17 protein-coding genes are annotated in these 21533 nt (G+C 42.4%); 13 read left to right on the top strand and 4 right to left on the bottom strand.

Annotated elements, in window-relative coordinates; genetic code table 11:
* Nucleotides 1-253 precede the first annotated feature (253 nt).
* From B2727_RS04710 to B2727_RS04695, 4 genes are all read left to right on the top strand, one after another.
* The gene (locus B2727_RS04710; RefSeq protein WP_004804328.1) at nucleotides 254-1978 is read left to right on the top strand and encodes an acetolactate synthase 3 large subunit; all 1725 of its coding nucleotides are present in this window, start codon (nucleotides 254-256) and stop codon (nucleotides 1976-1978) included.
* Entirely contained in the window at nucleotides 1978-2469 is a 492-nt protein-coding gene (ilvN, locus tag B2727_RS04705) for an acetolactate synthase small subunit (RefSeq protein WP_004804329.1), read from the top strand. Before B2727_RS04710 ends, ilvN begins: the two co-directional genes overlap by 1 nt.
* Before the next feature lie 122 nt (nucleotides 2470-2591).
* A complete protein-coding gene (gene ilvC, locus B2727_RS04700; RefSeq protein WP_004655853.1) occupies nucleotides 2592-3608 on the top strand; it encodes a ketol-acid reductoisomerase in 1017 nt (338 codons plus the stop codon).
* A 486-nt stretch (nucleotides 3609-4094) separates the two neighbouring features.
* Nucleotides 4095-6158, top strand: a complete 2064-nt coding sequence (locus tag B2727_RS04695; RefSeq protein WP_033133777.1) for a putative bifunctional diguanylate cyclase/phosphodiesterase — start codon at nucleotides 4095-4097, stop codon at nucleotides 6156-6158.
* A 66-nt stretch (nucleotides 6159-6224) separates the two neighbouring features.
* Here B2727_RS04695 and B2727_RS04690 read toward each other — a convergent pair whose 3' ends face one another.
* Nucleotides 6225-7370: an alpha/beta fold hydrolase gene (locus B2727_RS04690; protein ID WP_033133778.1), complete on the bottom strand. Its 1146-nt coding sequence runs from the start codon at nucleotides 7368-7370 to the stop codon at nucleotides 6225-6227.
* Between the two features lie 221 nt (nucleotides 7371-7591).
* Here B2727_RS04690 and B2727_RS04685 point away from each other — a divergent pair, with 221 nt between their 5' ends.
* Nucleotides 7592-7966, top strand: coding sequence for a hypothetical protein (locus B2727_RS04685; RefSeq protein WP_005184912.1), 375 nt, complete (start codon nucleotides 7592-7594; stop codon nucleotides 7964-7966).
* Entirely contained in the window at nucleotides 7963-8166 is a 204-nt protein-coding gene (locus B2727_RS04680) for a helix-turn-helix transcriptional regulator (protein ID WP_005206827.1), read from the top strand. The genes B2727_RS04685 and B2727_RS04680 overlap by 4 nt, the downstream gene beginning before the upstream one ends.
* A gap of 11 nt (nucleotides 8167-8177) precedes the next feature.
* On the opposite strand, the gene B2727_RS04675 is transcribed toward B2727_RS04680, so the two are convergent.
* Together B2727_RS04675 and B2727_RS04670 are read right to left on the bottom strand one after the other, a co-directional pair.
* Entirely contained in the window at nucleotides 8178-8609 is a 432-nt protein-coding gene (locus tag B2727_RS04675; protein ID WP_033133779.1) for a GNAT family N-acetyltransferase, read from the bottom strand.
* 110 nt (nucleotides 8610-8719) lie between these two features.
* Nucleotides 8720-8953: a hypothetical protein gene (locus B2727_RS04670; RefSeq protein ID WP_004804338.1), complete on the bottom strand. Its 234-nt coding sequence runs from the start codon at nucleotides 8951-8953 to the stop codon at nucleotides 8720-8722.
* A gap of 237 nt (nucleotides 8954-9190) precedes the next feature.
* On the opposite strand from B2727_RS04670, the gene B2727_RS04665 reads away from it, so the two are divergent.
* The 5 genes from B2727_RS04665 to arsH all read left to right on the top strand — a co-directional run bounded on the left by B2727_RS04665 (nucleotide 9191) and on the right by arsH (nucleotide 12149).
* A complete protein-coding gene (locus tag B2727_RS04665; protein WP_005206838.1) occupies nucleotides 9191-9418 on the top strand; it encodes a hypothetical protein in 228 nt (75 codons plus the stop codon).
* Between the two features lie 192 nt (nucleotides 9419-9610).
* Nucleotides 9611-10036, top strand: coding sequence for an arsenate reductase (glutaredoxin) (arsC, locus tag B2727_RS04660; protein ID WP_033133780.1), 426 nt, complete (start codon nucleotides 9611-9613; stop codon nucleotides 10034-10036).
* Between the two features lie 40 nt (nucleotides 10037-10076).
* A complete protein-coding gene (locus B2727_RS04655; protein WP_005206842.1) occupies nucleotides 10077-10397 on the top strand; it encodes a metalloregulator ArsR/SmtB family transcription factor in 321 nt (106 codons plus the stop codon).
* Nucleotides 10398-10403: 6 nt separating this feature from the next.
* A complete protein-coding gene (gene arsB, locus B2727_RS04650; RefSeq protein WP_005319279.1) occupies nucleotides 10404-11429 on the top strand; it encodes an ACR3 family arsenite efflux transporter in 1026 nt (341 codons plus the stop codon).
* 15 nt (nucleotides 11430-11444) lie between these two features.
* Nucleotides 11445-12149, top strand: a complete 705-nt coding sequence (gene arsH, locus B2727_RS04645; RefSeq protein ID WP_033133781.1) for an arsenical resistance protein ArsH — start codon at nucleotides 11445-11447, stop codon at nucleotides 12147-12149.
* A 325-nt stretch (nucleotides 12150-12474) separates the two neighbouring features.
* Here the strand turns inward: arsH and B2727_RS04640 are convergent, their stop codons facing one another.
* Complete coding sequence (locus B2727_RS04640) at nucleotides 12475-13569, bottom strand: AraC family transcriptional regulator (protein ID WP_033133782.1); 1095 nt, start codon at nucleotides 13567-13569, stop codon at nucleotides 12475-12477.
* Nucleotides 13570-13832: 263 nt separating this feature from the next.
* On the opposite strand from B2727_RS04640, the gene B2727_RS04635 reads away from it, so the two are divergent.
* Nucleotides 13833-21047, top strand: a complete 7215-nt coding sequence (locus B2727_RS04635; RefSeq protein ID WP_050511467.1) for an ESPR-type extended signal peptide-containing protein — start codon at nucleotides 13833-13835, stop codon at nucleotides 21045-21047.
* Nucleotides 21007-21525: a YadA-like family protein gene (locus B2727_RS04630; RefSeq protein WP_050511468.1), complete on the top strand. Its 519-nt coding sequence runs from the start codon at nucleotides 21007-21009 to the stop codon at nucleotides 21523-21525. Before B2727_RS04635 ends, B2727_RS04630 begins: the two co-directional genes overlap by 41 nt.
* The last annotated feature ends 8 nt before the right edge of the window (nucleotides 21526-21533 follow it).

The raw sequence follows: 21533 nt of genomic DNA, 5'->3' as shown, positions 1-21533 counted from the left end.
ACCCTTCGAATAAATGTCATGGCTTGCAATGGACATTCTTTCTAGCCGAGAGAATGATTTTTTGAAATATGCTTATCCCAGCACATTTTGATTCGAGATGTCATCAAGTTTATACGGCTGATGAGTCTCAGAAAATTTTTCCTATTGCAGCAAAAACGAGTAGAATACGCACACTTATAAGAAGTGCAAAAGTTAATGAATGAACACAATTTATGTCTCCCATAAATTGTGCAAAATACTAGGGTGAATCACGTTGGAACTTTTATCTGGTGGTGAAATGCTCGTTCGTGCGCTTGCGGACGAAGGCGTAGAGCATGTTTTTGGGTATCCAGGCGGCGCTGTATTACATATTTATGATGCGCTATTTCAACAAGACAAAATTAACCATTACCTCGTGCGTCATGAGCAAGCTGCTGGTCACATGGCAGATGCATACTCACGCGTAACAGGTAAAACAGGTGTGGTACTGGTCACTTCTGGACCAGGCGCTACCAATACCGTCACTCCAATCGCAACAGCCTACATGGACTCAATCCCAATGGTGATTTTGTCTGGTCAGGTTGCAAGCCATCTTATTGGAGAGGATGCGTTCCAAGAAACAGATATGGTTGGTATTTCTCGTCCAATCGTAAAACACAGTTTCCAAGTGCGTCACGCAAGTGAAATTCCTGCAATCATTAAGAAAGCATTCTATATCGCTTCGTCTGGCCGTCCGGGTCCAGTCGTTGTTGATATTCCGAAAGATGCGACCAACCCTGCAGAAAAATTTGCCTACGAATATCCAGAAAAAGTGAAGATGCGTTCATATCAACCGCCTTCACGTGGTCACTCAGGTCAAATTCGTAAAGCGATTGATGAGTTGATTACGGCTAAACGCCCAATGATTTATACGGGCGGTGGTGTTGTTCAAGGTAATGCATCTGGCTTATTGACAGAACTTGCACATTTATTAGGTTATCCAGTCACTAATACTTTAATGGGTTTAGGTGCTTTCCCTGGTAACGATCCACAATTCGTGGGAATGTTAGGGATGCATGGTACCTATGAAGCCAACATGGCAATGCATAATGCAGATGTGATTTTGGCCATTGGTGCGCGTTTCGATGACCGCGTAACCAATAACCCTGCAAAATTCTGTCTCAATGCCAAAGTGATTCATATTGATGTTGATCCAGCAACCATTTCGAAGACGATTATGGCGCATATCCCAATCGTGGGTGCGGTAGAACCTGTACTTCAAGAAATGTTGGCTCAATTGAAACAAATGAATGTATCTAAGCCAAACCCTGAAGCAATTGCAGCATGGTGGTCTCAGATTAATGAGTGGCGCAAAGTACACGGCTTACGTTATGAAGCAGGTCAAAATGGTGTAATGAAACCTCAGCAAGTGGTTGAGGCATTAGATCGTGTGACCAATGGTGAAGCCATCATTACTTCAGACGTTGGTCAGCATCAGATGTTTGGTGCGAACTACTACAAATACAAACGTCCACGTCAGTGGATCAACTCTGGTGGCTTAGGCACCATGGGTGTTGGCTTGCCATATGCAATGGCTGCGAAGTTAGCATTCCCAGATCAGCAAGTGGTTTGTATTACTGGTGAAGCATCGATTCAGATGTGTATCCAAGAATTATCGACATGTAAGCAATATGGCTTGAATGTGAAGATCCTTTGCTTAAATAACCAAGCCTTGGGCATGGTAAAGCAATGGCAAGACATGAACTACGAAGGACGTCATTCAAGTTCTTATGTAGATTCATTACCAGACTTTGCCAAGTTAATGGAAGCTTACGGTCATGTTGGTATTCAGATTGATCATGCGGATGAGCTGGAATCTAAATTAGCTGAAGCGATGGCAATTAATGATAAATGTGTATTCATTAATGTCATGGTAGACCGTACAGAACATGTATATCCAATGCTGATTGCTGGGCAATCAATGCAAGATATGTGGTTAGGCAAAGGGGAGCGTACATAATGAGACATATTATTTCTGTACTCGTTGAAAACGAAGCTGGTGCGCTTTCTCGTTTGGTGGGATTGTTTTCTCAACGTAATTACAACATTGAGACACTGAATGTTGCGCCAACCGAAGATGAAACCTTATCTCGTTTAACATTAACGACATATGGCGATGATCACAAAATTGAACAAATCACCAAGCAACTGAATAAATTGGTTGAAGTGGTAAAAGTGGTTGATTTGTCAGAAGGTTCACACATTGAACGTGAATTGATGTTGATCAAAGTGAAAGCCTTGGGTGCAGCACGTGCGGAAATTAAACGTACAGCTGACATCTTCCGTGCCCAAATCGTTGATGTAACACCAACGACCTATACCATTCAGATCGCAGGTACAACGGACAAGATTGATGGTTTTATTGATGCGCTTGCAGAAAATACCATTCTTGAAGTTGTACGCTCTGGTGTATCAGGCATCGCGCGTGGCGAAAAAGTTTTAACAATTTAAGTTTTTAAAAACCCTCATCCCAACCTTCTCCCAGAGGGAGAAGGAGTTCCCTCTCCTTGGGGAGAGGGTTAGGGTGAGGGGGAAATACCCAACATATTTTAAAGTTTTCATGGAGAAAACAGATGCAAATTTTTTACGATAAAGACTGTGACTTATCAATCATCCAAGGCAAGAAAGTTGCAATCATTGGTTATGGTTCACAAGGCCATGCACATGCACTTAACTTGAAAGATTCTGGCGTAGACGTAACTGTTGGTTTACGTGCTGGTTCTACTTCTTGGAAAAAAGCTGAAAATTCAGGTCTTAAAGTTTCTGAAGTTCCAGCTGCTGTTGCTCAAGCTGACTTAGTCATGATTTTGACGCCAGATGAGTTCCAATCTCAACTTTATCGTGACGTGATTGAACCAAACATCAAAGAAGGTGCAACTTTAGCATTTGCTCATGGTTTCTCTATTCTTTATAACCAAGTTGTTCCACGTAAAGACTTAGACGTAATCATGGTTGCTCCGAAAGCACCTGGTCACACAGTACGTTCTGAATACCAACGTGGTTCAGGTGTTCCTGACTTAATCGCGATCCATCAAGATGCTTCTGGCAATGCGCGTAACGTTGCACTTTCTTATGCTTCAGGCGTAGGTGGTGGTCGTACGGGTATCATCGAAACTTCTTTCCGTGAAGAAACTGAAACTGACTTATTCGGTGAGCAAGCAGTTCTTTGTGGTGGTGCGGTTGAATTGGTTAAAATGGGCTTCGAAACTTTGGTTGAAGCTGGTTATGCACCAGAAATGGCTTACTTCGAATGCTTACATGAACTTAAGTTAATCGTTGACTTGATGTTCGAAGGCGGTATCGCAGACATGAACTACTCAGTTTCTAACAATGCTGAGTACGGTGAATATGTGACTGGTACTGAAGTAATCAACGAACAGTCTCGTGAAGCAATGCGTAATGCATTGAAACGTATCCAATCTGGTGAATACGCGAAGATGTTCATCCAAGAAGGTGCGTTGAACTATCCATCAATGACTGCTCGTCGTCGTCAAAATGCTGCACATGGTATCGAAGTAACGGGTAATAAGTTACGTGCGATGATGCCTTGGATTCAAGCGAACAAAATCGTAGATAAAGAGAAAAACTAAGTTCTAGTTTAATCTTTAAAAGCCCTTGTTTGTACAGGGGCTTTTTTATGGGCTGTGATAACAGAGTTATAACAATGTAGCTTGAAAAATAAGCTTATATTGTTTATGTTTTGATCATGTTGCTGCTCATTTGCAGCGATGATTTAAACTAAAAAGTGTTGCATGCTTTGGGGTATCTGCACGATTAAAAACAAACAAATTGAAATAACTTAAAAATTAAAATGATTTAGCAAAATAAAATGAGTCTTTTGGTAAAAAAAATGTAATAAAAAAACAAGATTTTTCATTGGTTTGAAATGAAAATGTGCTTTTATTCTATTGATTTATAAAGTGAAAAAGACTTGACCTTATGCTAGATGATGTTATTGTTAAGGAAAGTTTATGAATACCATATTCATGGCTTCTTTGGGTGTAAAACGTCGTTCGGATTTCGGGCATTTTGCTCATCATATAAAAAAAAGTACTGAATAATCATGGAAGTCCTTTATGGTTCACGTTGATTACGATAGCACATTGGTCATCGTTTTCATTTTGGTTGCAGTCGCGACATGTTACGCTGCAGTTTCGATGGAAGAACTCGTTTTTAAAGGTGCTTATAAAAAGTTTGAAAAAAGCATTTTGATTGCGAGTGGGCTAATCTTGGGGTTAGCGATATGGTCAATGCACTTTGTGGGAATGCTGGCTAGCCATTTGCCGGAAGGCTATCACTTTGATGTTAATTTAACTGTACTTTCTTATTTGATTGGCGCAGCTGCGTCTATTTTTGCTGTTTGGTTGACCTCAAGACCAACTTTGCCTATACCACGCTTAATCCTTGGTGCTGTATTTATGGGACTCGGTATATCGGGGATGCACTATACCGGTATGGCCGCATTGAGCATTGAAAATCATGCCATGCATTATGATCCTTTACTGGTGTTGTGTTCTGTATTGATTGCAATCAGTGGTTCAGGCTTAAGTTTCTTTTTCATTTTTAAATATAAAACCGCAGTTACCTATCGTACTTTACTCAAAGCAGTGGTTGCCATATTAATGGCGCTAAGTATTGTTGGCATGCACTATACGGGTATGGCTGCGACTTATTTTGATGAAAGCCTAGCGCAAATCCTGACTTCTGAGCAGACAGAACAAAGCGTCTTATTATTCACGATTATCTTTATTACCAGTCTAGTGTTAGTTGCAGGCTTTGCGGTTGCCGTACTCGAAGCACGGTTAGAAGAACGCAATGAGCAACTTACACTCATCAACAAAGAGCTTGCTACTCAGTCCTTACATGATGCGCTTACAAAGCTACCGAATCGTTTATACCTGACTGAACATGCCGAAGTGGTGTTTAATCATCATCGCTTAAATGGCCAGAAAGCAGCATTTTTATATATTGACTTAGACCGTTTTAAATCCGTGAATGATGCTTTTGGGCATCATATTGGTGATCAACTACTGATTCAGATGGCAAACCGTTTATACACTAAGCTTGGTGATAATCATAAGCTGTTTCGTATTGGTGGTGATGAGTTTGTTTTAATTTCGGAAGATACCGATTTCAATGAAGCAATGCAGCTTTCAGAAGATATCTTGCATTGCATCCAAGAAACCTATTTGATTGCGGCAAAAGATATTAACATTTCTGCCAGTGTCGGGATTGCCATGTACCCTGAACATGGCACCAATGTTCAAGACTTACTGATTAATGCTGATGTTGCCATGCTGATCTCAAAAGATCAGGGCCGTAATACCTATACCATGTTCCATACAATGTCAGATCAGCAAGATGTACGTAGTCAGTCTAAATTGATCAATGATCTGTACAAAGCCGTCGATGAACAACAATTTGTATTGTTCTATCAACCTAAATTTACATGCAATTATGAAGTCTGTGGTGTTGAAGCCCTGATTCGCTGGAAGCATCCAACACTGGGACTGCTGACCCCGCAAATGTTTATTGAAGGGGCAGAGAAAACGGGTTTGATCATTCCAATGGGGTATTGGGCACTGGAACAAGCCTGTCAGCAAATCCAGAAATGGGAACGAAGTAATAGTCCGTTTTATCCAATTGCTGTTAATCTCTCTGCATTACAATTCGAAAATAAAAAGCTATTTAGTGTCCTCGAGCAATTATTAGAACAATACCAAATCCAACCGCATCATCTCATTCTTGAAATTACTGAATCCACGGCTATGCATCATATTGATTCCAGTATTCGTACTTTGGAGCGTTTGCGTAAGCTTGGCATCCGCATTGCGATTGATGACTTTGGTACTGGATATTCAAGCTTCTTATATTTAAAAGATTTACCTGTCGATGAACTCAAAATTGATCGTGGTTTCTTAATTGATCTCAAGCCAAATTCAAAAGAAGAAGCGATTCTGGAAAGCATTATCCATTTGGCTGCAAAATTAGGTTTAATTGTCACTGCAGAAGGGGTAGAGACCCAACAGCAAGCAGATATTTTGACCAGTCTCGGCTGTAACCAGTTACAGGGCTATTTATTAGGTACACCTGTCAATGTTGAAGGTTTGGTATTGCATCGTTATCAGCATTTTGCATGATTAAGCGAGATCGATATTAAAAAAGCTGCCGATGATGGCAGCTTTTTGTTTTTAGAATGAATTCGCTTAATCAGAACGTGGTGCTAACCATTGTGTGACCACAGGCCAGACCAACTGTGGTGCTTGACTGCCTGAGACCAGACCCATATGGCCACCCGGTACAATTTCAAATTGCTTGTCGCTGCTGCTGATTAAATCCATGAGTGGGCGTACTGCTTCCGCGGTGACGATAATGTCGCTGCTGCCGCCAATTGCCAGTACTGAACAATCAATGTCTTTTAGATTCGCGCTTTGCTCACCAAATTGAACAGAACCTGTCGATAACTCATTATCAATCCAGAAACGCAAAATAATATCGCGCATGACACCACCAGGATAAGCCAGCATATTGTCCACAAAAGAGCTTGAGGTAGCATGGTTAATTACAAATTGGCGATCATCAAGGTTCTTTAACAACTCCCAATAGTTTTTAAAGTTTCCAATCGGATCGGTGAGTTTAAACCCCAAGGTATTTTGCCAGCCATGAATATGAAAGACACGGCTGGGTACTTGGTGAATACGGAATTTGGTATTACTACGAATCCATTGCGCAGGAACGGTAAGACGCTGATAAAACTTGCCCATATAACCTGATTTATGCGTGTTAATCGGTGAGGCTAAAATCATCAGGTTTCGAATATTTTTATCTTGTGATAAGGCTGTATAGCAAAGCGATAACGCCCCACCCAAACTCCAACCAAACAGTGACAGTTGTTGTTGACCACTATGCTCTCGAATCTTTTCGATAAAGTCTGGCATAAAAGTTTTAACGTAAGTGCCAAGGTTATATTTGGCTTGACGTAGACTCGGCGTGCCCCAGTCAATCAGATAAACATCGAAACCTTGCGCTAGAAAATAACGGACTAAGCTACGATTTGGAAATAAATCGTAGATCAGCATATTGGCTGCCAAGGGTGGCACGATCACCAATGGAATACGATGCTTGACCGTGCTGTCAGTCGCAGCTGTGTAGTGACGTAGGCTGATGATTTCACGCTGGTACACAATATCAAAAGGTGTTTTGCCTGAGAGCGCAAGCTGTTGTCCACGTAAAATACGATCTCGCGCATTAGAGAGGATCTTGCGTGCTTGACGGCTCGCAGGGCTATTCAGCATTTTTTGCGCGGTTTGTGTTTTGAGAAAACTGCGTTTAACTTTTGGCGATTGAGTCATGTGAACCTAAAGCTCGAAGGTTACTATTCAGTAGGCGCATATTAGAAGAAAAAGTAAATTTGCTCAGTGACTCATTTGCTTAACTTGTCTTTCAAAATGATCAATTCGACGAGAACCAGATGACCAGTTTTCTGTTTAAGAATGAAAAATATGTAAAGTAAGCTTTACATTGAAGAGTTGAACTCATATATTAATGTAAAGTTTACTTTACATGGTGGGTTATGAAAAACTATCGGAATTTATTTGAGTTGATTGCTGCAATTGCACTATATATCGTGGTTTTGGTGGGATCATTAAAGGCATTAAATTTTATTGAGATACAATGGCTTAAAATTGTTGTTTCATTAATGCCAATATTGCCTGCACTGATGATTGCATTGATCATTATTAAGCAATTCAAACGTTTTGATGAGTTGCAGCAAAAGATACAATTGCAAGCCTTGGGTCTTGCTTTTGTTGGCACTGCTCTCATTAGCTTTAGCTATGGATTTTTAGAAAATGTTGGATTTCCAAAATTAACCATGTTTATCATTTGGCCGATGATGGCAATGCTTTGGTCTATTGCTACAGCGGTTGGAACTTGGAAATATAGATGAAGAATAATTTACCCGATTTAAGAAAGCACAAAGGTTGGTCACAAAGCGACTTGGGGGATTATGTGAGCGTGTCAAGGCAAACTATTAATGCCATAGAAAAGGGTCGCTATGATCCCAGTCTGTCATTAGCCTTTAAAATTGCACATGCATTTGGTCTGAGGATTGAGCAAGTATTTATTTTTGAGCAAGACTCAGCTTAGCTCAAGTTCGTTCAAGCTGTAATTTGTAGATGTAAAAGCGGATAGGGGTTGCCTTGACCATCGAGTTCGGAACGACTCACAGTATGGAATCCCATTTTCTGATAGAAGTTAACCGCTTGCAGATTTTGCTCATTCACATCGACTTTATAGATTTGAAGTTGTTTGACTGCAAAATCGAGTAAGGCTTTACCAATCCCTGATCTTCGATACTCAGGCAGAATAAACAACATTTCAATATTGTCATCACTGGTACCTAGAAATCCTACAATCTGTTGATCAATCATGTATTTATTCAACTGAACATGATGGAAATATTCATTCAAAATTAACGGTTTTAATTCAGCAATCATGGTTTCTGGTAAAAAATCATGGGTCGCTCGGACTGATTTTTCCCATATATTTAATAAAGTAAGATGGTCATCCTGAGACGCTCTGATAATCATGTCGTGACTACATTTAAAATATTTAGAGCTATCAATTTTCTACTATTTGATTCGGAATTTCTATGCTTCGTTTCCGATAGAGAAATGATACTGAAGCTGGGTGATTTAGATTATTCTAACTCGAGTTGGTGATCATCTTTGGTGACTTTAATTTTCAGTTTTTTATATTTACGCTTATTGGGATCAAGGGCTGAGTTTATGACCTCATCGGCAAAACGCTGATCTTGCATCAGTGTACCATAGGTCTTATAACCTAAAATAATTCGGGTCGGCCGATAGCCATTTCTCGTCACATAATAATTAATGATGAGATCTAATTCTGTTAAAAGACATGTATCGTTCATTGTGAGATATCGCTTTTAAGTGGCTTAAGCAGCATAGTCTATACAGGAAAACTTATCTAGCTGATGTTCATTGATTTTTGCTGAAAGTTAGAGCTGTCATAAAAGTGTCATCTAAAAACATTATCGTGATTTATATAATAAAAACTGCAATAACAAAAATTGAGAACGACTTATCCATAGAACTTTAGATTATTTTAAATAAAGGGGCGGGACTTAGAAAATTGAGGAGTTGTTTATATGCAGAATAAAGTGCCCACAATACGAGACCAAAAACCGCTGAATCATCGTTTGAATGTGTTACTTTCGGCTTATCAGGCCTTCTTAGTTGCTAAAGGTTTGGTCAACAGTGAATTTAGTCGTCTCATCTTTGTTGATAATTATACCCAAACCTTAAAATTCAACCTTTATGATGATGAACTAAAGAAGCAACTGATTGATGAGTTAGAACGATTTAGCTCATTTTAGGATGCGTTTTCATCCGTTATCAATCTAAAGCGCTCTTCGCCAAACAGTAATCATTGAAAATTTATAAAATCTTATTCATATGACTTTAATCATATATTTTTAGGTATCTTCATTTTGCTTTAATATATGGATTTACATATATATGGTAAAACATATATATTGGTTTCATTCAATTTATCAGATTAGCACGTCATGTCAGACATCATCATTTATCATAACCCCGCGTGTGGTACTTCCCGCAATACATTGGCTTTAATTCGAAATACTGGGGTAGAACCCACCATTATTGAATACCTTATTACTCCACCAAGCCATGATGAGTTGGTTGGATTGATTCGGGATGCACAATTAACTGTCAGAGATGCAATTCGCCAAAATGTTGAGCCTTATCGTGCGTTGGCACTTGATCGTGAAGATTGGAGTGATGCTCAACTGATCGAGTTTATGCTTGAACATCCCATTCTGATTAATCGTCCCTTTGTGGTTAGCACGTTGGGCACACGTCTTTGTCGACCATCGGAACTTGTACTCGACATTTTACCATTCCCTCAAAAAGGCGCATTTCGCAAAGAAGATGGCGAACAGGTGATTGATGAACATGGTCAGCGAATTCAGTAAATAGGTGCCGTGAGATTACAGATTGAAAGGGGATCGAGAAATGCAAGCTGTTGATTTTTTTAAATGCTTATCAGATGAAACAAGGTTAAATATCGTGATGTTGGTAGCCCAGCATCAGGAGTTGTGCGTCTGTGATCTGACTGAAAAACTACAATTAAGCCAACCGAAAATTTCGCGTCATTTGGCGTTATTACGTGCTTCGGGTTTGTTGCAAGATCGCCGTCAGGGGCAATGGGTGTATTACCGTATCAATCCACAACTACCAGCTTGGGGGCATGAGATTTTATCGGTTTTGGAGATGCAAGCTGTGACCCTATTTCCAGACCTGCACAGCTTAGCACCCAAAAATTGTTGTGATTAAAATGCCATGAAAACACTGTCCTTTTTAGATCGTAACCTAACGCTCTGGATTTTTATCGCCATGGCTGTAGGCATTGCCATTGGTATTTTTATGCCACAAGCCTCAGTCAGCTTAAACCAAATGAGTGTCGATTCAGTCAATCTCCCGATCGCAATCGGTTTGATTTTGATGATGTATCCACCCTTAGCCAAAGTGGATTATGCGACCTTGCCACAAGTGTTTAAAGATAAGAAAACCTTAACTTTATCCTTGGTGCAGAACTGGATTATTGCGCCTGTTCTGATGTTTGCATTAGCCATTATTTTTTTGCATAACTATCCAGAATATATGACAGGACTGATTCTGATTGGTTTGGCCCGTTGTATTGCGATGGTGCTGGTCTGGAATGGTTTGGCTTGTGGTGATAATCAATATGTCGCGGCCTTGGTTGCCTTCAATAGTATCTTCCAGATTCTATTCTTTAGTACTTATGCTTGGTTATTCCTCACGTTTTTACCGCCGTACTTTGGTATTGCAGGGCAAGTGATCCATATTGATTTTTGGACCATTACCCATGCTGTCTTGGTGTATCTGGGTATTCCATTTTTGCTTGGGTTTCTGACTCGTTTGATCTTGGTACGCGCCAAAGGTTTAGACTGGTATCAGCATGTGTTTTTGCCCAAGATCAGCCCGCTCAGCTTGTTGGCTTTACTGTTTACCATTGTGGCGATGTTTAGCTTGAAAGGCGGTGAGGTTGTGAGCTTGCCTTTAGATGTACTTCGTATTGCGATTCCATTGACCATTTACTTTGTACTCATGTTCTTTATCAGTTTCTTTATGAGTAAGTGGATAGGCAATGGCTATGCCAAAACGACAGCCATTTCATTTACCGCAGCAGGTAATAATTTTGAGTTGGCATTGGCGGTTGCGATTGCCACTTTTGGTTTGGCTTCACCAGTCGCATTTACCACGGTAATTGGGCCATTGGTTGAAGTCCCTGTATTGATTGCGCTGGTCAGTGTGTCTTTGTGGCTAAAAAAGAAATATTTTTAAATCGGTGTAATTGTAATGACGCTCCCAAATATTGATGTAAATCTTCTTGATCAACCTACATTGGAAAAAGTTCAAGCTAAAGCGCTGGATCATGCACCCCGTATTTTATTGTTATATGGTTCGAATCGTGAGCGTTCCTATAGCCGTTTAGCGGTGATGGAAGCGGGTCGAATTTTGGAGGCATTTGGTGCAGAAGTAAAAATATTTCATCCCAAAGGGCTGCCTTTACCAGAGGATGCAGATAGTGAGCATCCCAAAGTAAAAGAATTGCATGAATTGTTAGCATGGTCAGAAGGCATGGTGTGGTGTTCACCTGAACGTCATGGTTCCATGAGTTCGATTTTTAAATCGCAAATTGACTGGATTCCTTTGGCTGGCGGCGCAATTCGTGCGACACAGGGGAAAACCTTGGCACTTATGCAAGTGAGTGGCGGTTCGCAGTCTTTTAATAGTGTTAATCAAATGCGTATTTTAGGACGTTGGATGCGGATGATTACCATCCCAAACCAGTCTTCAATTCCAAAGGCTTTTTTAGAGTTTGAAGAAGATGGACGCATGAAAGCATCTTCTTATTACGATCGTATCGTAGATGTGATGGAAGAGCTCTATAAATTTACCTTGCTTACGCGTGGGCAAAGTCTTTATCTAACCGATCGCTATTCTGAACGAAAAGAGTCTGCAGAAGCGTTATCAAAACGTGTGAATCAACGAAATCTATAAGGCGAATAAATAATAAATAGATCGAGTTAAAATTAAAAAGCCCCAGTTGCCTAATTCGGGGTATCGGCAACTGAGGGTAAACTGGGTGCTATCTAAAATAGCGAATTTTATTTAATAATGAATAATGCAATTCATTATTAATTTACTCTTTGAATAAAAAGCCTCAGTTGTCTCATTCAGGGCAAAACAACTGAGGATGAAATTGAGTTTTTATAATGTATCTTCCTTTTTTAAATAATGGAATAGTTTAGGTAAAAAATGCATATTATGTATAATTTTGTGGTTAATGGTGTTGAATGTTAATTTAATCAATATTCAACATACCTTATTCTTTATATAACTTCTTAGATTGCTGTATATAAAAATTTTTAATTGAAACTCGTTGTTCCCGAATATAATCACTCGGTTTTTTTCCTGTCCAACTTAAAAATGCTCTAGAAAAGGCACTGATATGGCTATAACCGAGTAAATCAGAAATTTCTTGAATATTACGATTCGAGTCAATCAGCTTTTTGGCAAGTTCGAACTTCTTTGATTGCAGCAGAGCGGAAAAGGTCGTATTGGCAAGAGATAACTCTCTTTTTAAGGTTCTTTCTGATAATTTTAATTTATCTGCAACATCGGTCAGGCTTGGAAAACCTAAACCTGGAGTAAATTTTAATTGCTGGTTCACTTTTAAAATAATTTTATTATCCTGATCTTGATAGAAAAGGTATTCCTTATTCACCATTTCCATTGCAAGTTGGTAGGCACTATTTGAACTAAAGGTCAGGGGGAGGTCTAAGCATTTTTGGTCAAAGGTAATCTGATTGTAGTCTTGATTAAAATGAAAATTGGGTAAGCGTTTTTCATAAAGTGAATGATAAGCCTCTTTATCCCAAGTCACATGAATATTGACACCAGTTAAATTAAAGTTGGTGACCATTTGTAGGTTATTCACAATATCAATTAAAGCACTTTCAATAAAAAATTTATTTACAGTATTTTTCTTACTTTCATTTAAATGAACAGGAAGTTGATAAAGTGGATTAAAGCGAATGATAATTTTATTATTTTTACTGAGTACCGACAAATCCATTTTATGGATACGCATACTATAGTATTTCTGTAAATCTACCAGTACTTTACCAATCGAGCTATTGGTAATAATGACAAAACCGAGTGCACCATGCGAGGTGAGTTTACAGTTTAAGCCAAACTGATAACCGACCGCTTTGTCGGGTAAAAGTTCTAATAGTCGAATAATAATATCTGTCCATTGGTCAAAACTTATACGTTCATGGTTGTTATTATCAGTCAGTAACGATAACGGGATCTGGCAATAGCGAATGACTTCAGCTTTTGGGACACCAAATGTTGTTGCGGTATCCACAATTAATTTTAAATAATCGTTATGGATGTTAAGTATTTGTTTTTTCATAGCATAGAAATAAAAAGGTTTTGAATGTCGAGATGACACACTTATACCTGAGCCTAAATATACAGTTGTGATTTATTCTTAAAAAGTCCCATTATGTTTATTATTTTTGTTGAATATGTGCTTAATTATGCATTTGAGGAATAATTCATTAAAATTACCAAAAATGTGATGTAATTGTTAAAAATGTAGCATGATTGTTAATTGTTTGTAGGTATTATTTTTTTATATTCGTGCGGGTATGAACTACATAAAAGTACCTATTTATGAATAAAATCTATCGCTTGGTCTGGAACAAAAGCCTAAATATATGGACCGTGGTTTCAGAAAACGCCCGTGGCGTAACAAAAAAACGAAATGTCGCTGCAAATACCTCAATTAAAACAGCAGTTTCATTATCTAACTCTCAATATCAACAGGTTCTGCTTAGACCGAGCTTAATTGCGATTGCACTCAGTTCTGTGTTTTTTAGCACAGGGGCTTTTGCTGCTGTGAATACTGGAGGCGGAGCTTCCAGTAATGGGTCGAGTATGGCCATTTCGCCGTCTAATGACCAATGTAGTGGTATGGGGGGACAGGCCAGTATTACCAATGGAACAACAGGAAATGGTGGTGGGAGTGTTGCGGTGGGATGTGGTAATAACATCTCAGGGACTGACTCAACTTGGCAGCAAGGAGTGGTGAACCGTCGTGGTACGGGAAGTGTTGCTTATGGTGCTGGTGTGCCGACAGGCAATACAGGAGGAGTGCTCACAGGCTCGACTGCAGTGGGGCGCCAAAATACGATTAGGGGGATTGGAGGGGCAACTGTAGTCGGGACTGCCAATAATTCAAGTTCAAGCAGTAATTTTCATAATGTTTTGATTGGACAGGGTAATAGTTCAGCGGGGACGGGTGGTTACAATACCTTAATGGGGGTTGGTAACCAAGTGGTGGATGCAGCAAATGCAACTCCCGATGGAACTGGTGTGGGAACCAATAGTATTGCGATTGGTATCGCTAACCGTGTAACGGGTCAGACAGCCATTGCTTTTGGACGTCAGAGCTATGCTGATGCAGATTATGCTATTGCGCAAGGGAACACCGCTACTGTAAACAAAGGGGCAACAGGCGGTATTGCACTCGGTTATTCAGCAACAACGAGCGGTCAACGTGGTATCGCGATTGGTAGTAGTGATTCACCGTCCAGAGATTATGACCTTGCTGCCTCTCCGCATGCTGCAGGTGCTGATTCTATTGCAATGGGAACCCGTTCCAAGGCAACAGGGAATGAAACCATTGCAGTGGGGCGACAGAGTACGGCTGGCAATACACGTGATATTGCAGTTGGGCAAGGAGCAACAGCACAAGGCGTGACTGATAATGGTGTGGTTCGTGCTGCTGTTGCTATTGGAGACTCTGCTCGTGGAGCAGGAAGAAGCACTGTAGCGATTGGGCAACTCAGCATAGCTTCAGCACAAGGAGCAACCGCACTGAGTGCAGGAGCACAGGCGAGTGGGGAGTATTCAACTGCGACGGGAAATTTATCTAAGGCTACAGCAAACTTTACCACTGCAACAGGTAATCAGGCAGCGGCCTTAGCAGAAGGGGCGACTGTAACGGGTTCAAATGCAACAGCGAGTGGTACATTATCTAGTGCCTTTGGCGCGCAAGCAAATGCATCGGGTGAGCAAACTGTTGCAGTGGGGGCTGGTGCAGAATCTGCGGGTGAGTATGCTGTTGCAATGGGATCAGCGGCCAAAGCCAATAGTGCCAATGATATTGCAATTGGTAATGATGCTGCGACGGCAACGGGCGCAGGAGGGAACAATATTGCCATGGGAAATGGCGTAACAACAGGTGCAACTGGTCAAAATGTATCGATTGGTTCTGATGGAACTACTGCTAATTCAGAGACAGCAGAGGGTGGTGCCGTTGCAATTGGTCGTAATCAGGTGGCAAATGGTGACGGTGCAGTTGCGATTGGTGATCCAAACAGAGCTGTAGGTAGCGGTGCTGTCGCATTGGGTAAAGACAATACTGCGGCAGGTGATAATACTGCATCAACGTTGGCGAGTGGTGCGGTCGCGATTGGTAACACTAATTTGGCCGTTGGTCAGGGTTCAGTCGCTTTAGGGAATACCTCTACAGCAGCAGCGGCAGGTACAATTGCATTGGGTGATACAGCTAATGCACAAGCAGAACGTGGTATTGCATTGGGTTCTAATGCTGTAGCGACTAATGCGAATGATGTGGCGTTAGGTTCTGGCTCAGTCACTTCCACAGCGAATCCAACATCGAATGGTACAGTTGGAGACATTACTTATAACTATGCAGGCACCAGTCCAAGCAGTGTGGTGAGCGTGGGGAGTGAAGGCAACGAACGCCAAATTACCAATGTTGCGGCAGGTCGTGTCAACGAAACTAGCACCGATGCAATTAACGGTTCACAACTTTATTCAACCCAACAAGCATTAGGAAACCTTGCTGAGTCAACCGCAAATCATTTGGGTGGTGGTTCAACCGTGAATCCAGATGGTTCAGTAACTGCACCAAGCTATACGGTAAATGGCAATAATGTCACTAATGTTGGCGCAGCGATTTCAGAACTGGACAAAGGCTGGAATCTGCAAAGTAATGGCACTAACGGAGCACCAATCAAAGCAGGTGATACAGTTGATATCGGTACGGTGAATGGCGAAGAAAATCTAACCGTGACCAAAGATGGTAACAATATCAAATATGGCCTGAATAAAGACCTGAAGGTAGACAGCGTTCGAGCAGGCGATACCTTAATCAATGATAATGGTGTGACCATTGCGAATGGCCCAAGTATCACCAAGTCAGGCATCAATGCTGCAGGTAATCCAATTAGCAATGTTGGTGCAGGTGTTAAGGACACTGATGCAGTCAACAAAGGTCAATTAGACAAAGCCGCTGCTGCAGCCAAAACCGAAGTCACCCAAGGTAAGAACATCACCGTTTCTAAAACCACAGGAGCAGATGGACAAGATATCTATAACGTGGCAACGGCTGATAATGTTGACTTTAGCAATGTGACTGTTGGTGGTGCTAATGGTGTGAACATTGATGGCACCACAGGCAAGATCAGTGGTGTAACTGCGGGCGAAGTCAGTGCAACTTCCGATGAAGCCATTAATGGTAGCCAATTGGCAGGAACAGCCAAGAGCGTATCCGATGCTTTAGGTGGTGGCTCAGTGGTTAATCCAGATGGCACCGTCAGCGCACCAAGCTATACCGTGAATGGTGTAGAAAGCAACAACGTTGGCGCAGCGATTTCAGAACTGGACAAAGGCTGGAATCTGCAAAGTAATGGCACTAACGGAACACCAATCAAAGCAGGTGATACGGTTGATATCGGTACGGTTGCAGGCGAAGAAAATCTGACGGTGACCAAAGATGGTAACAATATCAAATATGGTCTAAACCGTGATCTGAAGGTAGACAGCGTTCGTGCGGGCGATACCTTAATCAATGACAATGGTGTGACCATTGCGAATGGCCCAAGTATCACCAAGTCAGGCATCAATGCTGCGGGTAATCCAATTAGCAATGTTGGTGCAGGTGTTGACGACACTGATGCAGTCAACAAAGGGCAGTTAGACAAGGCGGCCGCGGCAGCGAAAACTGAAGTCACTCAAGGTAAGAACATCACCATTTCTAAAACCACAGGAGCAGATGGACAAGATATCTATAACGTTGCAACGGCAGATAATGTTGACTTTAACAATGTCACAGTAGGTGGTGCTAATGGTGTGAGCATTGATGGTACAACAGGCAAGATTAGTGGTGTAACTGCGGGCGAAGTCAGTACAACCTCGGATGAAGCGATTAATGGTAGCCAGTTGGCAGGTACAGCGAAAAGTGTATCGGATGCTTTAGGTGGCGGTTCAACCGTAAACCCTGATGGTACCGTGACTGCGCCAAGCTATACCGTGAATGGCAATAATGTCACTAATGTTGGTGCAGCCATTTCTGAACTAGACAAAGGTTGGAACCTACAAACAAATGGTGCCAATGCAGGTGCAGTCAAAGCAGGCGATACAGTTGATATTGGTACAGTTGCAGGTGAAGAAAATCTGACGGTGACCAAAGATGGTAACAATATCAAATATGGCCTAAACCGTGATCTGAAGGTAGACAGCGTTCGTGCGGGCGATACCTTAATCAATGACAATGGTGTGACCATTGTGAATGGCCCAAGTATTACCAAGTCTGGTATCAATGCTGCAGGTAATCCAATTAGCAATGTCGGTGCAGGTGTTGACGATACTGATGCAGTCAACAAAGGTCAGTTAGACAAAGCCGCTGCTGCATCGAAAACTGAAGTCACTCAAGGTAAGAACATCACCGTGACTAAAACCACGGGATTAGATGGACAAGACATCTATAACGTTGCAACGGCTGACAATGTTGACTTTAACAATGTCACAGTAGGTGGTGCTAATGGTGTGAGCATTGATGGCACTACAGGCAAGATCAGTGGTGTAACTGCGGGCGAAGTCAGCGCGACTTCGGATGAAGCGATTAATGGTAGCCAGTTAGCAGGCACAGCGAAGAGCGTATCGGACGCTTTAGGTGGCGGTTCAACCGTAAACCCTGATGGCACCGTGACTGCACCAAGCTATACCGTGAATGGCAATAATGTCAGCAATGTTGGTGCAGCCATTTCAGAACTAGACAAAGGCTGGAATCTACAAAGTAACGGGGCCAAAGCGGGTGCAGTAAAAGCAGGTGACACGGTTGATATCGGTACAGTTGCAGGCGAAGAAAATCTGACGGTGACCAAAGATGGTAACAATATCAAATATGGCCTAAACCGTGATCTGAAGGTAGACAGCGTTCGTGCGGGCGATACCTTAATCAATGACAATGGTGTGACCATTGCGAATGGCCCAAGTATTACCAAGTCAGGTATCAATGCAGCGGGTAACCCAATTAGCAATGTCGGTGCAGGTGTTGACGACACTGATGCAGTCAACAAGGGTCAATTAGACAAAGCCGCTGCTGCATCGAAAACTGAAGTCACCCAAGGTAAGAACATTACTGTTTCTAAAACCAAGGGAGCAGATGGACAAGACATCTATAACGTTGCAACGGCTGACGATGTCTCATTTGATTCTGTTCAAGTGGGTGATGTGAACATTGATGGCACTACAGGAAAAATCAGTGGCGTTGCAGATGGCACGATTGCCGCAGGTTCTAAAGATGCTGTGAATGGTAGTCAACTGAATGACAGCGTTGCGTCTACAGGCGATATCTTGGGTGGTGGTGTGACCAATGAAGGCGGTAAGTTGAATGGTCCATTTACGGTGAGTGGTAAAGGCTACGATACGGTTGCCGATGCGATTCAAGGCGAAGCAGCGGCAGCGAAAACTGAGGTTGAAGCGGGCAAGAACATGACCGTTGAAAGCCGTACAGGTGCAGATGGACAAACCATCTATGAAGTAGCGACCGCAGACGATGTGTTATTTGATTCAGTACAAGTCGGTGATGTCAACATTGATGGAACCACAGGTAAGATCAGTGGCGTTGCAGATGGCACAGTTGCAGCAGGCTCTAAAGATGCAGTCAATGGTGGTCAACTGAATGATAGCGTTGCCTCTACAGGCGATATCTTAGGCGGTGGTGTGACCAATGAAGGCGGTAAGCTGAATGGTCCATTTACAGTGAGTGGTAAAGGCTACGATACGGTTGCCGATGCGATTCAAGGTGAAGCTGCAGCTGCGAAAACCGAGGTGACAGAAGGTAAGAACGTCACGGTGACTAAAACCACAGGTGCTGATGGTCAAGATATCTACAACGTTGCGACTAAAGATGATGTGTCATTTGATTCGGTGCAAGTAGGTGACGTCAATATTGATGGCACGACAGGCAAGATCAGTGGCGTTACAGACGGCACGATTGCAGCAGGCTCTAAAGATGCGGTCAATGGTGGGCAACTGCATGGTGTTGCAGACAGTGTTCGTAACTCAATTGGTGGCGAAACAACGCTGAATCCTGATGGTTCAATCACAACTGCCAACGTGGGGAACACAGGTCAAAACAATATCCATGATGCGATTGACTCAGTTCGTGGTCAGGCCGTTGCAGCGAAAACCGAAGTTGAAGCGGGCAAGAACATGACTGTTGAAAGCCGCACAGGTGCAGATGGGCAAACCATCTACGAAGTTGCGACAGCGGATGATGTGTCATTTGATTCGGTGCAAGTGGGTGATGTCAACATTGATGGTGCAACAGGCAAAATCAGTGGTGTAGCAGATGGCACGATTGCAGCAGGTTCAAAAGATGCAATTAATGGTGGTCAGCTCAATGACAGCCTCACGTCTACAGGCGATATCTTGGGTGGTGGCGTGACCAATGAAGGCGGTAAGCTGAATGGTCCATTTACCGTGAGTGGTAAAGGCTACGATACCGTTGCCGATGCGATTCAAGGTGAAGCTGCAGCTGCGAAAACCGAGGTGACAGAAGGTAAGAACGTCACGGTGACTAAAACCACAGGTGCCGATGGTCAAGACATCTACAACGTTGCGACCAAAGATGATGTGTCATTTGATTCGGTACAAGTGGGTGACGTCAATATTGATGGCACGACAGGCAAGATCAGTGGTGTAGCCGATGGCACGATTGCAGCGGGTTCTAAAGATGCGGTCAATGGTGGTCAAATCCATGGTATTGCAGACAGTGTTAAAAACTCAATTGGTGGTGAAACGACGCTGAATCCAGATGGTTCAATTACTACGGGCAATGTAGGGAACACAGGTCAAAACAATATCCATGATGCGATTGACTCGGTTCGTGGTCAGGCAGTTGCAGCCAAAACCACGGTCACCGAAGGCGACAATATGGTGGTGACGCAAACCAAGAACGCTGATGGCAGTACCAACTATGAAGTTGCCACAGCACGTGATGTAGACTTTGATTCAGTCCAAGTCGGTGACGTCAATATTGATGCAGCAACAGGCAAGATCAGTGGTGTTGCAGATGGCACGATTGCAGCAGGTTCTAAAGATGCTGTGAATGGTGGCCAGCTGAATGACAGCATTGCTTCTACAGGCGATATCTTGGGCGGTGGTGTGACCAATGAAGGCGGTAAGCTGAATGGTCCATTTACAGTGAGTGGTAAAGGCTACGATACAGTTGCCGATGCGATCCAAGGAGAAGCAGCAGCCTCTAAAACCGAAGTGACAGAAGGCAAGAATGTTACTGTGACTAAAACCACAGGTGCTGATGGGCAAGACATCTACAATGTAGCGACCAAAGATGATGTGTCTTTTGATTCAGTACAAGTGGGTGACGTCAATATTGATGCAGCAACAGGCAAGATCAGCGGTGTAGCCGATGGCACGATTGCAGCAGGCTCAAAAGATGCAATCAATGGTGGTCAGCTCAATGACAGCATTGCCTCTACAGGCGATATCTTGGGTGGTGGCGTGACCAATGAAGGCGGTAATTGCAGCAGATTCAAAAGATGCAATTAACGGTAGCCAATTGCATAAATCTTATGAAAATGTAGCCAAGGCCTTAGGTGGCGGAGCGGGTTATGATCCAAGTGCAGGTTGGACAGCACCGAGTTACGAGGTTGCGGGTGGAAAACATGACAATGTCGGTGATGCACTCAATGCACTTAACAATGCCGATCAGGCATTAGGTGATCGAATCACAAACCTTGGCGATCAAATGCAACAGGCCTTCTACGACACCAATCAACGGATTGACGATGTCAAAAAAATGGCCAATGCAGGGGTCGCAGCAGCAATGGCACTGGAAACCGCGCCGTATATTTCAGGTAAATATACCTATGCCGTTGGGGCTGCTTACCATGGTGGTGAAAATGCCGTGGGTCTAACACTGCGTAAGACCGCAGATAACGGCCGATGGTCACTCACAACTGGTGTTGCAGCAGCTTCTCAGGGCGATCCAAGCTTCCGAGTCGGTCTAAGCGGTGTATTTGACTGATTATTTAT

The organism is Acinetobacter sp. UBA991, from assembly GCF_002292065.1.
In the GTDB taxonomy this organism is placed as follows: Bacteria; Pseudomonadota; Gammaproteobacteria; order Pseudomonadales; family Moraxellaceae; genus Acinetobacter; species Acinetobacter higginsii.
The sequence above is the reverse complement of the archived record's forward strand: the minus strand, read 5'-3'. Positions and strand labels throughout refer to the sequence as shown.